At 43.3% G+C, this 14,284-nt stretch carries 10 protein-coding genes; 6 read left to right on the top strand and 4 right to left on the bottom strand.

The window, feature by feature from the left end; translation table 11 throughout:
• On the bottom strand, nt 1–783 hold the full coding sequence (locus ACX4JR_RS04660; protein WP_476059876.1) for an enoyl-CoA hydratase-related protein: 783 nt from the start codon (nt 781–783) through the stop codon (nt 1–3).
• A 49-nt stretch (nt 784–832) separates the two neighbouring features.
• Nucleotides 833–2,377, bottom strand: coding sequence for an acyl-CoA carboxylase subunit beta (locus tag ACX4JR_RS04655; protein WP_476059875.1), 1,545 nt, complete (start codon nt 2,375–2,377; stop codon nt 833–835).
• 628 nt (nt 2,378–3,005) lie between these two features.
• On the opposite strand from ACX4JR_RS04655, the gene ACX4JR_RS04650 reads away from it, so the two are divergent.
• The 5 genes from ACX4JR_RS04650 (at nt 3,006) to acs (ending at nt 11,545) form a co-directional block, all read left to right on the top strand.
• Entirely contained in the window at nt 3,006–4,712 is a 1,707-nt protein-coding gene (locus ACX4JR_RS04650) for an ATP-binding protein (RefSeq protein ID WP_476059874.1), read from the top strand.
• Between the two features lie 32 nt (nt 4,713–4,744).
• Complete coding sequence (locus tag ACX4JR_RS04645; RefSeq protein ID WP_476059873.1) at nt 4,745–6,097, top strand: sigma-54-dependent transcriptional regulator; 1,353 nt, start codon at nt 4,745–4,747, stop codon at nt 6,095–6,097.
• Nucleotides 6,098–6,276: 179 nt separating this feature from the next.
• The gene (locus ACX4JR_RS04640) at nt 6,277–8,229 is read left to right on the top strand and encodes an acetoacetate--CoA ligase (protein WP_476059872.1); all 1,953 of its coding nucleotides are present in this window, start codon (nt 6,277–6,279) and stop codon (nt 8,227–8,229) included.
• Between the two features lie 60 nt (nt 8,230–8,289).
• A complete protein-coding gene (locus ACX4JR_RS04635) occupies nt 8,290–9,429 on the top strand; it encodes an acyl-CoA dehydrogenase (protein WP_476059871.1) in 1,140 nt (379 codons plus the stop codon).
• A gap of 148 nt (nt 9,430–9,577) precedes the next feature.
• Complete coding sequence (gene acs, locus ACX4JR_RS04630) at nt 9,578–11,545, top strand: acetate--CoA ligase (protein WP_476059870.1); 1,968 nt, start codon at nt 9,578–9,580, stop codon at nt 11,543–11,545.
• Between the two features lie 81 nt (nt 11,546–11,626).
• On the opposite strand, the gene ACX4JR_RS04625 is transcribed toward acs, so the two are convergent.
• Nucleotides 11,627–12,739, bottom strand: coding sequence for a D-alanyl-D-alanine carboxypeptidase family protein (locus ACX4JR_RS04625; protein ID WP_476059869.1), 1,113 nt, complete (start codon nt 12,737–12,739; stop codon nt 11,627–11,629).
• A 121-nt stretch (nt 12,740–12,860) separates the two neighbouring features.
• Here ACX4JR_RS04625 and ACX4JR_RS04620 point away from each other — a divergent pair, with 121 nt between their 5' ends.
• Nucleotides 12,861–13,574 (top strand): polysaccharide deacetylase family protein, encoded by a 714-nt coding sequence (locus tag ACX4JR_RS04620; RefSeq protein WP_476059868.1) that lies wholly within the window; start codon nt 12,861–12,863, stop codon nt 13,572–13,574.
• Nucleotides 13,575–13,662: 88 nt separating this feature from the next.
• On the opposite strand, the gene ACX4JR_RS04615 is transcribed toward ACX4JR_RS04620, so the two are convergent.
• Nucleotides 13,663–14,271 (bottom strand): DedA family protein, encoded by a 609-nt coding sequence (locus tag ACX4JR_RS04615; RefSeq protein WP_476059867.1) that lies wholly within the window; start codon nt 14,269–14,271, stop codon nt 13,663–13,665.
• Nucleotides 14,272–14,284 lie beyond the last annotated feature (13 nt).

Genomic DNA, 14,284 nt, shown 5'->3' with positions numbered 1-14,284 from the left:
CTACCTCCCTTTATAAACCGGCCTTCTCTTTTCATTAAATGCCCTTAATCCCTCGTCCCTGTCTTCAGTGGCAAGACAAACATTATAACATTCAGCCTCCAGGGCCAAGGCCGTGTTCAGGTCAAGCTCCAGCCCCAGGTTAATGGAACGTTTAGCCTGTTGAAGGGCTATGGGCCCGTTTTTGCTAATTTCTTCCATTATTTTTACAGCTTTTTCCCTTAGCTCTTCCGGCGGCACCACATAATTGACCAGTCCCAGCTTATATGCTTCTTCGGCGGAAATACGCCGCCCCGTAAAAATTAATTCTTTAGCTCTATTGCGACCTATTATCCGGGGCAAAAGCTGGGTCCCGCCCCCGCCGGGGATAATGGCCAAACAAACCTCCGGCAGGCCAAAGGTAGCTTTTTCCGATGCTATTATGAAATCGCAGCACAGGGCGAACTCACAACCTCCCCCCAGGGCATGGCCGTTTACCGCCGCCACAAGGGGTTTAGAAAATTGAGCAACGGCGGTAAATGTCTTTACAAACAGCGCTCGTTGCTTTTTCATATCATCCTTGCTCATGGTTTTTCTTTCTTTCAAGTCAGCACCTACACAAAAAGCCCTTTCACCCTCTGCGGTAAGTACGGCTGAGAAGACGTCATTATCCAACTCTAATTCTTCCAGTATGGCCAGCAAGTCCCTGGCCATTTGCGTGCTAAGAGCATTTAAAGCCTCCGGTCTGTTAAAGGAAATAATGGCAATGTGCCCCTCCCGGGTTAACTTTACGGTTTCATAATTCATTTCATCACCTTCCTCTAAAACTGGCTGGCTGCAATTGCAATCTAATCGTCTATACGGGGTAAACAGGGTGCTTGCGCTCGCTGAAGGCTTGCTCCTTGGAGGCATAGAGCTCAAACCGGCGAATGAGTTCCTCCCGCAGCCTGTCGCCGCTAACTATTTCGTCCACAACCAGTTCTGACGCCAGGCGGTAAATATCTATGTCTTTTTTGTATTCGGCTCGCTTTTGTTCAATAAAAGCCCGTCTTTCTTCTTCCGGCAGGGCCTTGATCTTGTTTTCGTAAACGGCATTAACCGCCGCTTCCGGCCCCATTACCGCAATCTGGGCGGTGGGCAGGGCCATGCAACAATCCGGTTCAAAGGCCGGCCCGCACATGGCGTACAGCCCGGCCCCGTATGCCTTGCGCACCACCACTGAAATCTTGGGCACCGTGGCCTCCGACATGGCCGATATCATTTTGGCCCCGTGCCGGATTATGCCCTGGCGCTCAACCTCCGAGCCCACCATGAACCCGGGAACGTCCATCAGGAATAGCAACGGTATATTGAACGCGTCACACAAATTCATAAACCGGGCGGCCTTATCGGCAGAATCCACAAAGAGGACTCCTCCCTTTACCATGGATTGATTGGCCAGGACGCCTATGGTCCGCCCCCCTAACCGGGCCAGGCCGGTTATTATTTCAGGGGCGAAAAGTTTTTTAATTTCAAACCAGCTGTCTTTATCAATTAACCTGAAAATCAGTTCATACATATCAAAGGCCTGGTTTTCCCTGACGGGCACTATATCTTCTATATCTCTTCCCTCCACCGGGGGAAGAGCTTCCACCACCGGAACCTTTTCTTTGTAATTCTGCGGGAAGTAGGTTAGATAGCGCCTGCAGGCCTCAATGGCCTCTTTTTCCGAACTGCAAAGCAAGTCCCCGCAGCCGCTGACGGTGCAGTGCATCCGAGCCCCGCCCATCTCTTCAAGGGTAACGTTTTCATAAATTACCATTTGCGCCATGCGGGGCGACCCCAGGTACATGCTAGCATTTCCCTCCACCATGAATACCACATCACAAAAGGCAGGTATATACGCCCCGCCGGCAGCAGAAGGGCCGAAAAGGAGGCATATTTGCGGAACCATGCCGGACATACGAACCTCGTTATAAAAAATACGCCCCGCGCCTCTTCTTCCAGGAAACATTTCAACCTGGTCAGTAATCCTGGCACCTGCTGAATCAACTATATAAAGCATGGGTACTTTCATATCCATGGCAGTTTCCTGTATCCTGATTATCTTTTCCACGGTACGCCAGCCCCAAGAACCAGCTTTAACGGTAGAATCATTGGCCATAACACATACTGTCCGCCCGTGAATTTTACCTACCCCGGTGACGACCCCATCTGCAGGGAGCCCTTCGACCAGATTGTTTGCCCACAGGCCGTCCTCTACAAAAGTATCCTTATCCAATAAAAGTTTCAGCCTCTCCCGGACAAACATTTTACCTTTTTTGGCGTTACTTTCATGATATTTAGGGGCCCCGCCCTTTTTTATCATGGATCTTTTTTCTTTTAATTCTTGCTCCAAAATTCTTAATGTTTTTTGATTCATTTTTTACCCCTCCCGCTTATAAGAAGAGATAAGATTTTATACTGTATAAGTAATTCGTTTTATCCATATTTAAGAATATTTTTAATTCAAACCCCTCCCTAATTTTTTAAAAATTCTGTCACTTGATGTTAAGCAAATTTAGTACCAAGAAGCTTGAGCAATATTTTTTGGGTATCGCTTGGTGAGGTGCGTAAAAAATTACGCAAAAAAAAATAAGAGGTGTGAAAAATTTTTCACATCTTTTTACAGTGAAACCTTGAGCAAAAATTAAATAATTTTCCAGTTTTACCAAAATTTGATTAACCACCTACACATCTAACCATCAAAACGTTAAAATATAGTTAAAAAAATAGTACAGAAGTGCTAATAAATAAATTTCTAAAATCGATGGTTGACTAAAAAATCCGGGTTTGCCGGCATGCAAAATTCATAGTTTTATAAGCGATGGCCAGGCTGAGAAAGGTAAAAATATTCTGGATATATTAACACATATATAAAAATGTAAAAGCCCGTAGTTATTAGCTTCTACCTGTTAGAAACGGAATTTGGCGCAAGGAAAATATTTACAGAATTGCACTGTAAAACTTCTCCAACCCGGGAGGTGATTGTAATTTCTCGCAACAGATATTTGCTCTTTCAGAAAGCTGAGGCCGCCCTGCTAGAAGAGAAAGGAGCAAAGCTTTTTGGCATTACTAGAATCTTAGACCAACATTTAAAAGGGACTTATAACGACCTTTTAAGACAAATCTGTAACCAAGATGACATCACTTCCCTTAAAAAGGAAGAAAAAATTAAGATGTTAAGTAATGCCCTGTATCCCTTTACCGATACCATAGCTGCAGCATTTCCGGGCGTAGGAGTAGGGTATTATTCAAAGGAACTGGATGCCATAATAACATATGGTCCCGGAGAAAAGTATTCTAAGAAAGTTGGAATTTCCATTGATAAAGACCATATAGGCAGAAAAGCTATGTTGCAAGGAAGAGAAATCGTAGGCGTAGGTTCAATGGTCCGGGGAGAAATAATGAATTGTGTGCATCCGCTAATTCGAAGAGGAAAAGTTATTGGGTTTACCTGGGCTAATGAAACCATTGAAGACATTTACAAGCAAATTGGCCGTGGTGCCCAAAAAATATTTTTTTCTCCCAATATACAACCAGTTCTGGGGTTAACCGGCTTACTTTTATTTTGTTCCAAAATTCTAATTTTGAACAGTTCTCTGGAAGAACAATTATACTGGACGGTAATACAAATGCAACGCTATCTTAAGACTTTTCTAAATAGTCTCAACATTGGCATTATTATAGCCGACGCCGACAATCGGATTATTTTTGTAAACCAAGGATTGGAAGAGATTCTTGGCCTGGAATTAAAATCTTTACACCCCCAATATTATAATGATTATCACATATTTTTAGACAGAATAGGTTTTAGGGAAATAAGTAAAATAATTAATCAACTTATTCAGAATAATAAAAATCAATACTTTTCCCAAAGTACTATTACACTACCCTCCGGACATATAAGGGATATTAATTTTTTAATTGCGTTCTTAAAATCGGAAAATGAAATATCAGGAACGGTTACTCTTTTTGAAGATTTGGAGTGTTTAAAGGAAGAAGAAAACAAAATGAAAAGGGCGGACAAACTGGCTGCATTGGGAGAATTATCAGCATCCATTGCCCATGAAATCAGAAATCCTTTAGCAATAGTATTAGGCTCATTACAAATTTTACCCCGAAGATTGGGAGACAGAGATTTTTTGTATTCGTTTTTACGTATCGCTACCCAAGAGTTAGTTAGGGTAAATAATTCAATTGAAGCCCTTCTGGACTTTGCCCGGTTTTCCCAACCGGATTTTACATTGGTAAATATAAATAACTTGTTAAATAACGTTATTGCCTTCTTCGCCGTTACCCTGGAAAACCAAAATATAAAAATAAAAACACGATTTTCCCCTCTCCCCGCCATTGAAGCTGACGAAACTCAAATAAAACAGGCCCTGATAAATATCATCCTCAACGCTATACAGGCCATGCCCCAAGGTGGGATATTGGAAATATCAACCCAATACCAGCAGGGAGATAAATTTATCGAGGTTGTAATAAGTGACACGGGCATGGGCATTGATGAAAAATGCCAACCTTACATCTTTGACGCATTTTACAGCACTAAGGAAAAGGGAACCGGGCTAGGTCTTTCCCTGGTTCACCGGGTAATTGACGAACACCAAGGAATTATCGAATTCATCAGTAAGGTAAACCAGGGAACAACTTTTTTCCTTCACTTACCTGTTAGACAATTTAATCTACTTCCAGGTAACGATAAACTGTAAATCAATGAAATTATATTAGGGAGGAGGTATATTTGAATCAATATCGACTCTTAGTTATCGATGACGAACCTCACATGATCTGGCTATTACAAGAGTCCTTTATAGAAGAATTTGAAGTCCTGGGAGCCAAGAATCAAAAGGAAGCAATATCCATATTGAAATCCAAACATATTGACTTGGTTATCCTGGACTTAAGGCTGGATAATGAAGACGGAGTACTGGCTTTAAAAAACATTAAAAAAATGTTTCCTTCAATTCCTGTAATAATTATTACTGCCTATGCTTCAGTCCCTACAGCCGTCGAAACCATGAAATACGGTGCTTATGATTATATAACAAAACCTTTCAATATCGAAGAGATGCGCCTGTTAATCAGGCAGGCAATAAAAGTTTATTCGCCCATTGGCACCGAATCCAACACGGTAACTACAGAGCTTTCTAAAAACAGAATAATCGCTGAAAGCAGGAAAATGCTTGAAGTCTGGCACTTAGTACAAAAAGTAGCCCCAACGGAAGCAAATGTCCTTATTTTAGGTGAGAGCGGCACAGGGAAAGAACTAATCGCCCGGGCCATTCATGCCAAAAGCCCGCGGCGGGAAAAGCCATTTATAGCAGTCAACTGTGCTGCCCTGCCAGAAAACCTTCTAGAAAGCGAACTTTTCGGTTATGAAGAAGGTGCCTTTACAGGAGCCAGGGGCCGAAAACCCGGAAAATTCGAACTTGCCCACGGTGGGACTCTGTTACTTGATGAAATAGGGGATATGGAACTAAATACCCAGGTTAAAATTTTACGGGTTCTGGAAGAAAAGGTGGTAGACCGCCTGGGAAGTACCAAACCGACCCCGGTAGATGTCCGTATCATTGCCAGTACCAATAGAGATCTATCTTACTTAGTAAAAAAGGGGGAGTTCCGAGAAGACCTTTACTTTCGCCTTGCCGTTTTTCCCATATTACTACCCCCGTTGAGGGAAAGGAAAGAAGATATACCTATCTTGGCAAAACACTTTCTTATTACCTTTGCTGGTAAATATGATAAGAAAAAATTAAAGGAATTTCACCCTGCTGTCTTGGATTATTTTTATAATTATACCTGGCCCGGCAATGTTCGGGAGTTGCGCAATGTAGTAGAACAATTAGTTATTATGGCAGACGGCCCTGTTATCAGAATGGAGGATGTTCCACCTCTTTTGGGCACACTTTCTTCCCATTCAGAAAAAAATAATAACCTCACTTTCAACATAAAAGAAAGCCGAGACCAGACGGAAATAAAAATAATTAAAGAGGTACTGGCTCAGTGCAATGGGAATCGAACTCAGGCAGCAAAAATGTTAGGTATCTCCCGTAGAACTCTTCAATTGAAAATTAAAAAGTATAACCTGGGATAACGGTTCCCGAGAGAAAGGTGCGAAAAATTTTTTGCACCTTTTATTTTTTTGTGTGTAATTTTTTACGCATTTTGTTAAAGAAAAATTCCAAAAATATCGCTAATACTGCTTGGCATAAAGTTTGCTTGAAACCTGCAAATGACAGAATTTTTAAAAAATAAGGGGGTTTGAAAAATAAAATGAAAAAGCCACTATGGGTGCCGTCAAAGGAACGGATCGAAAAGACAAATATGACTCGATTTATTAACTATATAAATAATAAGTACCAAAAAAACATTTCTTCTTACCCCGAACTTTATCACTGGTCAATAACTAATATTCCTCAATTCTGGGAATCTATGTGGGAATTCGGAGATATTATCGTCTCCCAGCCCTATAAGGAAGTCGTAAACAGCCTGGAGGACATGCTCGGTGCAAAATGGTTTTCCGGAGCGAAATTAAATTTTGCAGAAAATTTATTGCGTTACCGCGATGACCAAACGGCAATTGTATTTAAAAGCGAAATAGGAGATACAGCAAGAATAACCTACCGGGAACTCTATGAACAGGTTGCCCGAATGGCCCAATCCCTTAGAAAAATTGGAATTAAAAAAGGAGACCGGGTTACCGGATTTATGCCCAACATGGTTGAAACTGTAGTCGCCATGTTGGCAACAACCAGTATTGGTGCCATTTGGTCATCATGTTCACCTGATTTCGGTATTAAGGGAGTTTTAGACCGCTTCGGGCAAATCAAACCCAAGGTGTTGGTAACAGCAAACGGTTATTATTATAACGGCAAACTTTTTGATTGTTTAACTAAGATATCCGGAATTTCGAAAGATATTCCCTCCATCGAAAAGGTTATTATAGTCCCTTATACCGAGAAAGAACCTGATATCAGCGGCATTCCTAACAGTATCTATTATAAGGATTTTCTTTCTGCGAAATCCAATCTGGAAATTCAATTCGAGCAACTTCCCTTTGACCATCCGGTATATATTATGTATTCCTCGGGCACCACGGGGGTACCCAAATGTATTGTTCATGGAGCCGGAGGTACCCTCATTCAACATCTCAAAGAGCTTATTCTACACACCGATTTAAAGCGAGAAGATAATATTTTCTATTTTACAACCTGCGGCTGGATGATGTGGAACTGGCTGGTAAGTTCCTTGGCGGTTGGGGCTACCGTAATGCTTTACGACGGCTCACCCTTTTATCCCGATCCGGGAACTCTTTTTAAATATGTCCAGGATGAAAATATTACAATATTTGGCACCAGCGCCAGGTACTTGGCATCTTTAGAAGCTGCAGGGGTCAAACCGAGACAGGAGTATGATCTTAGCAACTTAAGAGCAATTCTTTCTACGGGGTCACCTCTTTCCGTGGAAAGTTTCCATTATGTGTACAGGGATATCAAAGAGGACCTTTGCCTATCTTCCATTTCGGGGGGCACGGATATAATTTCATGTTTTGCACTGGGCAACCCCATAGGACCCGTGTATGCCGGGGAGTTGCAATGCCGGGGACTGGGTATGAAAGTAGAAGTTTACGATGAGGAAGGCAATTCGGTTTTTCAACAAAAGGGTGAGCTGGTTTGCACAGCACCCTTCCCATCCATGCCTATTGGCTTCTGGAATGATGAAAACAACAAAAAATATAAAAGTGCCTATTTCGAATTCTATCCAAATGTATGGCGACATGGGGATTATGTTGAACTTACGGACACCGGGGGCCTCATTATTTACGGGCGTTCCGACGCCACCCTTAACCCTGGTGGCGTAAGAATAGGTACCGCTGAAATTTACCGCCAGGTAGAAAGTCTGCCTGAAATTGAGGATAGTCTGGTAGTTGGCCAGGACTGGAATAATGATGTCCGGGTTATTCTCTTTGTCAAGCTGGCAGGTGAAATTGAGTTAAGTGACGAGCTGGTGAAGAAAATTAAAAAAGTTATCAGGGAAAATGCGAGCCCACGCCATGTACCTGCCAAAATTATCAAAGTTAAAGGCATTCCCTATACAATAAACGGCAAAAAAGTGGAATTGGCCGTGCGAAACATCATCCACAATCGCCCCGTCCTTAACAAGGACGCTCTGGCCAACCCCGAGGCCCTTGAATATTACAAGAACATTCCCGAACTACAAAAGTAAATATTTTTGATGCTGTGAAAATATGTAATTATTGCTTAAGAATTAGGGAGGGGTTTTTTTATGAATTTTGAGCTAACCAATGACCAAAAAATGATTAGAGATACAGTTCGTGATTTTGCTCAAAATGAAATTGCCAAACGAGCTGCTGAAATTGACCGTACTGGAGAGTTTCCACAGGATTTGATTAAAAAGATGGCAGACCTGGACCTTATGGGACTACCTTTTCCGGAAGAATACGGTGGGGCGGGTGCTGATTACGTAAGTTATTGCCTTGCTCTTGAAGAAATTACCAAAGCTTGCGCTTCCACCGGGCTCACCTATGAGGCACATATTTCATTGGGATGTATGCCTATCTATCTATTTGGTACCGAAGAACAAAAGAAGCAGTATTTAACTCCACTATGTAAAGGAGAAGCAGTCGGTGCCTTTGGGCTAACCGAACCCAACGCCGGCTCAGATGCCGGCGCTACTAAAACTGTTGCTGTTTTGGAAGGAGACGAGTGGATAATTAACGGTTCCAAGTGTTTTATTACTAATGCTGCTTATGCCCGCTTTGTCACTATAACCGCAGTAACAGATAAATCTCTGGGTAAAAGGGGGATTAGCTCAATTATAGTTCCCACTGATGCACCGGGTTTTACCATAAGATCAAGTTATGAAAAACTTGGCCTTCATGGTTCTAATACAACCGAACTCTTTTTCGATAACGTCCGTGTACCCAAGGAAAACCTTTTAGGAGAGTTAAATAAGGGATTTAAGCAATTTTTACAGGTTTTAGACGGGGGGCGGATTGCAATTGCTGCTATGGCAGTAGGCATAGCACAAGCTTGTTTGGATGCCGCTCTTAAGTATGCCAGGGAGAGGGAGCAATTTGGCCGGTCTATATCCAAGTTTCAAGCCATACAATTTAAACTGGCAGACATAGCCACTAATATTGAGCTGGCCCGGTTAATGTATTTAAAGGCAGCGTGGCTTAAAGATAATGGACTGCCCTTTACTAAAGAGGCTGCCATGGCAAAGGTTTTTGCCTCTGAAATGGCCACAAGAGCGGCACTGGAGGCTATTCAAGTACACGGCGGATATGGATATATGAAAGAGTTTCCGGTGGAGCGCTACCTGCGAGATGCAAAACTCCTGGAAATTGGTGAGGGTACTTCAGAGGTTAATCGTATTGTTATTGCCAGGCAACTAGGGTGTTAGTAAGGGATGATGTTAGATAACAATTTGCTAACAAAATATTTTCTTAGCAAAAAATAACTAAAAATTAAGTGGTATTAGGGGGGATATATTTTTAAAAAAGCTTTTATATTTAGAAAATATTAAATATTCTAAAAAAGGGGGTATTATAATGAGAGGAATTAAACCGGAAGAACTTAAAATGATCAGTGAAAGTAAGCTTTATTACCCGGATCCCGAAAAAGCAAAGAAAACTAATGCAGGAAGCGTGGAAAAATTCAATGAAATCCTTAGAAAATCGTGGGAAGACCCGGCTGGCTTTTGGTCCGATGTGGCCAGTGAACTTTACTGGATTAAGCCCTGGGAAAAAACAATAGAAGGAAAATTACCGTACTTCAAATTCTTCGTGGGCGGTATCACCAACCCGTGCTACAACTTACTTGACAGACACATTAAAAACGGGGCGGGCAACAAACTGGCCCTCATCTGGGAAGGAGAAAATTACGATACCAAGTTTTATACCTACAGCATGCTTCTGGCTGAAGTAAATAAATTTGCCAATGTTTTAAAAAGTTTCGGGTTAAAAAAAGGCGATGCCGTAGCCATATATATGCCCAACCTTGCGGAAACCGTAATTTCCGTTCTGGCTTGTTACCGTCTCGGCATATTGTTCAACACCGTGTTTTCTGGTTTCTCGGTACGAGCCTTAAGAGACCGGTTAATCAATTATAAACCTCAGGTGGTGGTCACTGCCGATGGCAGTTACCGGAGGGGAAGAATTATTCCTTTAAAAGACAACGTAGATAAGGCAATAGAGGACATTGAAAGTATCAAGTCAGTGATTGTGGTTAAAAGAACCGGCCTGGAAGTTAACATGCAGAAAGGACGCGATTACTGGTGGGGTGATTTAATCGGTAAGACCAGTATAGAATGCGAACCGGAGCCCATAGAGGCCAATGAACCGGGACTGGTTTTCTATACCAGTGGTACCACTGGCAAACCAAAAGGCATCGTTCATTCCAGCGTGGCCTTCGTAGTTAATAACTATATTTATGCCAAATATCACATGGATCACCATCCAGACGACATGTTTTGGTGTACTGCAGATATAGGCTGGCTCACCATGCATATTTGGGGCATTGCAGGAGCCCTGGCCAACGGGGTAACCACAATTTTTTACGAAGGAGCCCTTGATTATCCTAAACCTGACCGCTTTTATCAAATTATTGACAAGTACAGGGTAAATAAACTTTTTACTGCGCCGACGGCTATTAGGATGTTGATGCGCTTCGGAGAGGATTATATGAAGCCTTATAATTTATCCTGCCTGGATGTAATTTCCCTGGTGGGCGAGCCTTTCAACCCCGAAGCGTGGCACTGGGCCCATGAAAAGCTGGGTAATAAAAAGGTCTATATCAATAACACCTGGGGTCAGACAGAAACGGCGGGATGTCCGCTGGCGGGAGCCGCCTGGCTTACGGCCATGAAGCCCGGTTCTTGCGGCATTCAGTACCTCGGAGCCCAAATAGACGTTGTTGATGACAACGGCAATTCACTTCCCCCAAATACACCGGGGAACCTGGTTATAAGACGTCCCATTCCAATGATGGTGAGAACATTGTGGAAGGAACCGGAAAGGTACATCAAGGAATATTTCAGCCAAGTTGAAGACTGTTATTTTGCCAACGATGCCGCCATTAAAGACAAAGACGGGCATTTCTGGGTCACTGGACGTATTGACGACGTCTTCAACGTGGCCGGACACCGCCTCAGCACCATGGAAATGGAAAGCGCCGTCACCCAGTGCGAAGGTGTGGCCGAGGCTGCCGTTATCGGTGTGCCGGATCAAATCAAGGGCCTGATGCCGGTGGTCTTTGTGACCTTGCGCCAGGGTTATGAAGGCAACGAGGAAATGGAGAAAAATATAAGAAATAGTATAGTCGAAAATATCGGTAAAATCGCGGCACCCTCAAAAATATTTTTCACCGACGTTATGCCCAAAACCGCCAGCGGGAAAATTATGCGCCGGCTGTTGAAAGAAATAGTTTCAGAAGGTAAAATTAAGAGCGACATTACAGGCCTGGAGGATGTTGGAACTATAGAAAAAATTAAGGAGATTGTACAGAAAAGTAAAATGTAATTTAAATTTTTGAAAGTCCCACTTTTAGCGGGACTTTCTTTTATCAGAAAAAGACCTGTATTTTTTACCAAACATTTTATATTATGGTTTTGTGTTTTTAACATTATGCCATATTCGTACCGGCCACCAGGGGCGGCGAACACTTTCTCCTGCTACCAAGTCGGCCCTTGCCAGTTCACCCTGTTCCGTAGCGTATATAACCTTTCCAATCACGTCTCCTTTATTTACCGGGGCAGTCAGCCTGGATAAGATGAATTTTTTCTGTATTTCAGGGGGGTTTTCTTTATCAAGGTATACCGATACTTCATTCCTGGCTACGGCATGAACAATGGGCTGAACACCCCTGCTTACGGGAACCTCTGCCAGTACCTGCCCCTTTCGACATAATACCTGTGGTACCGTACCCGTGAACCCGTAATCTAATAGCTTGACAGCATCCCTATATCTGCTGGGGCTGTGCAAAACAACCGCAATCAACCGGCGTCCGTCCCTGGTGGCGGAAGCTATAAGACACTTTCCCGCCCGGACGGCAGTGCCGGTTTTCACCCCGTCAATTCCCGGGTATTCCTGATTTACCAGCAACCTGTTAGTATTTGTAACTTCCTTTTCCTTTGCGGGGTCACACCAGACAATAGTAGCCTTCTTGGTTTTCACCAGCCTGTTAAAAGCAGGATTTTGAAGGGCATAACGGGTAATAACAGCCAAATCCCTGGCCGTGGAATAATGGTTGGGACTGCTGTAACCGTTGGTATTCTTAAAGCGAGTATTAAAAGCACCCAAAGCAATAGCCTTTTTATTCATCAAATGAATAAAAGCTTCGTGACTGCCGCCGATGTGTTCGGCAATAGCCACTGTTGAATCATTGGCCGAAGAAATTAAAGCGGCCTCAACCAGATTTCCCAGGGTAATCTTATCCCCCCGATTCAGGCCAATATTTGAGCCGATGGATGTTGCACCGGCCTTTCTGCTAACGGTAACCACCTCTCCCAGATGCCCGTACTCCAGGGCAATAATACAGGTTGTAATCTTTGTCAGGCTGGCCGGTGCCCGGCGCTTGGCACCGTTTTTTTCGTAAAGCACTTGCCCGGTGGAAGCATCCACCAAAACAGCCGCGTCAGCGGCCACCCTGGGTACTGCTCTCCCACCGGTCGGAAAAATTAAAATCCCCATTAAAGAAATTATTAAATATATCATAATCCTACTTACTGGCCCCACTTTCTATCGCTCCTTCCCAGATAAATTTATTCCCCTCGAGACATAACCGAATCCCAGTAGCAATACCCTTTCATTAAGAAAAAAACAGAGGAGGGGAATTATGCGGGTATATTATTTTAACCTTGCTAAAATACTACGAAGCTTCATTTCACTGGTTATATTAACATCAACGGCCCTGTTATTTTCCATGATGGTAAAACAACATATCCCCAGTACCGTCAGCGTCACCAGTAAGGTTATAAGCCAAGTGCAAACAAAAGAAAAAGCAATGGCTTTAACCTTCGATGTTAACCCCGGGACGCAAGCGAAAGTAGCACCGGTAATCCGGACCCTGGAAGAGCAGCAAAGCAAGGCAACATTTTTTATAACCCCCGAATGGGCCCGAAAAAATTCCGACCTTGTTCGCCAGATAGCGTTAAAAGGACATGAAACAGGCATTTTACTGGATATCGGCCCTAAAAAAAATGTAAATCTGCCGGAATATATGGAAGAGACTAAGGAAGCATTCTGGAAATTAACAGGAAGTGCACCTTCTTTGGTACGGTTCAAGGAACCGGCTCCGGGAACTGCCCTGCTCGATACGGTTTACTCGCTAGGATACAAGATCATAGGTAGCGATAAAACTATAAATAGCTTGGACGAAAAAAATAAAGAATGGCTACGGCCCGGCGTAATTATATCCATACCCTTGGAAGGTAAAACTGATTATACAGAAAAATTAGTTGCCAAGATGATAGTAACACTAAAAAAACAACGTTATCACCCGGCCACCCTTTCAGAATTGCTGTCCTATGGCCCCGCAATCACGAATTAGACCCACTGTCTATTATGCAAAAAAAATGACCGGTTAATTCCCGGCCAAGTAACATGTTTTACTAACCCCGGAAGACCCCCGGGGCAATTTATTTCTCCCCATTCCCATCGCCGCGGCCCCGGCGATGCCAAAAGAACAGTCCCAGCGTAATAGACAGAACTAAAAAAACCAATCCCAATAAAAAGGAATATGATTTTATTCTCTCCCAATTGGCTCCTAATAAAACTCCGGCAAATAGAAATGTGGAAGTCCATAACGTTGTTCCCAAAAAGGAAAGGATGGCAAAAGAGAACCACGGCATACCGGTCATTCCAGCCACGTATGCACTCAGCGGCCGTACTCCGGAAACAAAGCGGCCAAATACCAGCACATGAACCCGGTGGCGGCTGAACCATATTTCCATTTTTTTCAATTTCTTTTCATTTAAGCCGCCATATTTTCCATATTTCAAAATAAAAGGCCGGCCCAGGCAAGCTCCCAAAAAATAAGCAACCAGAGACCCCAGCCAGGAAAAGCCCAGCACCACGGCCCAGGTGGGAGCAAAAACTAAAGCCCCCCGCCATATCATGAAACCGGCAAAACCAAGGGCTATTTCACCGGGAAACGGCAGCCCGGTAAATTCCATTAACATTCCCAGGCCAAGGCCAACGTAACCATACTTTGCTACCAAGTTCAAGGTCAAATTTTCGTACGACAACGGTGTTCCTCCC

Source organism: Desulfofundulus sp. JL263-se, from assembly GCF_056316025.1.
The sequence above is the reverse complement of the archived record's forward strand: the minus strand, read 5'-3'. Positions and strand labels throughout refer to the sequence as shown.

Coding starts and splice junctions, on each gene's coding strand:
- ACX4JR_RS04635 (WP_476059871.1), top strand. CDS start 8,290: ATGAATTTTGAGCTAACCAATGACCAAAAAATGATTAGAGATACAGTT.
- ACX4JR_RS04655 (WP_476059875.1), bottom strand. CDS start 2,377: ATGAATCAAAAAACATTAAGAATTTTGGAGCAAGAATTAAAAGAAAAA.
- ACX4JR_RS04660 (WP_476059876.1), bottom strand. CDS start 783: ATGAATTATGAAACCGTAAAGTTAACCCGGGAGGGGCACATTGCCATT.
- ACX4JR_RS04640 (WP_476059872.1), top strand. CDS start 6,277: ATGAAAAAGCCACTATGGGTGCCGTCAAAGGAACGGATCGAAAAGACA.
- ACX4JR_RS04625 (WP_476059869.1), bottom strand. CDS start 12,739: ATGATATATTTAATAATTTCTTTAATGGGGATTTTAATTTTTCCGACC.
- acs (WP_476059870.1), top strand. CDS start 9,578: ATGAGAGGAATTAAACCGGAAGAACTTAAAATGATCAGTGAAAGTAAG.
- ACX4JR_RS04620 (WP_476059868.1), top strand. CDS start 12,861: ATGCGGGTATATTATTTTAACCTTGCTAAAATACTACGAAGCTTCATT.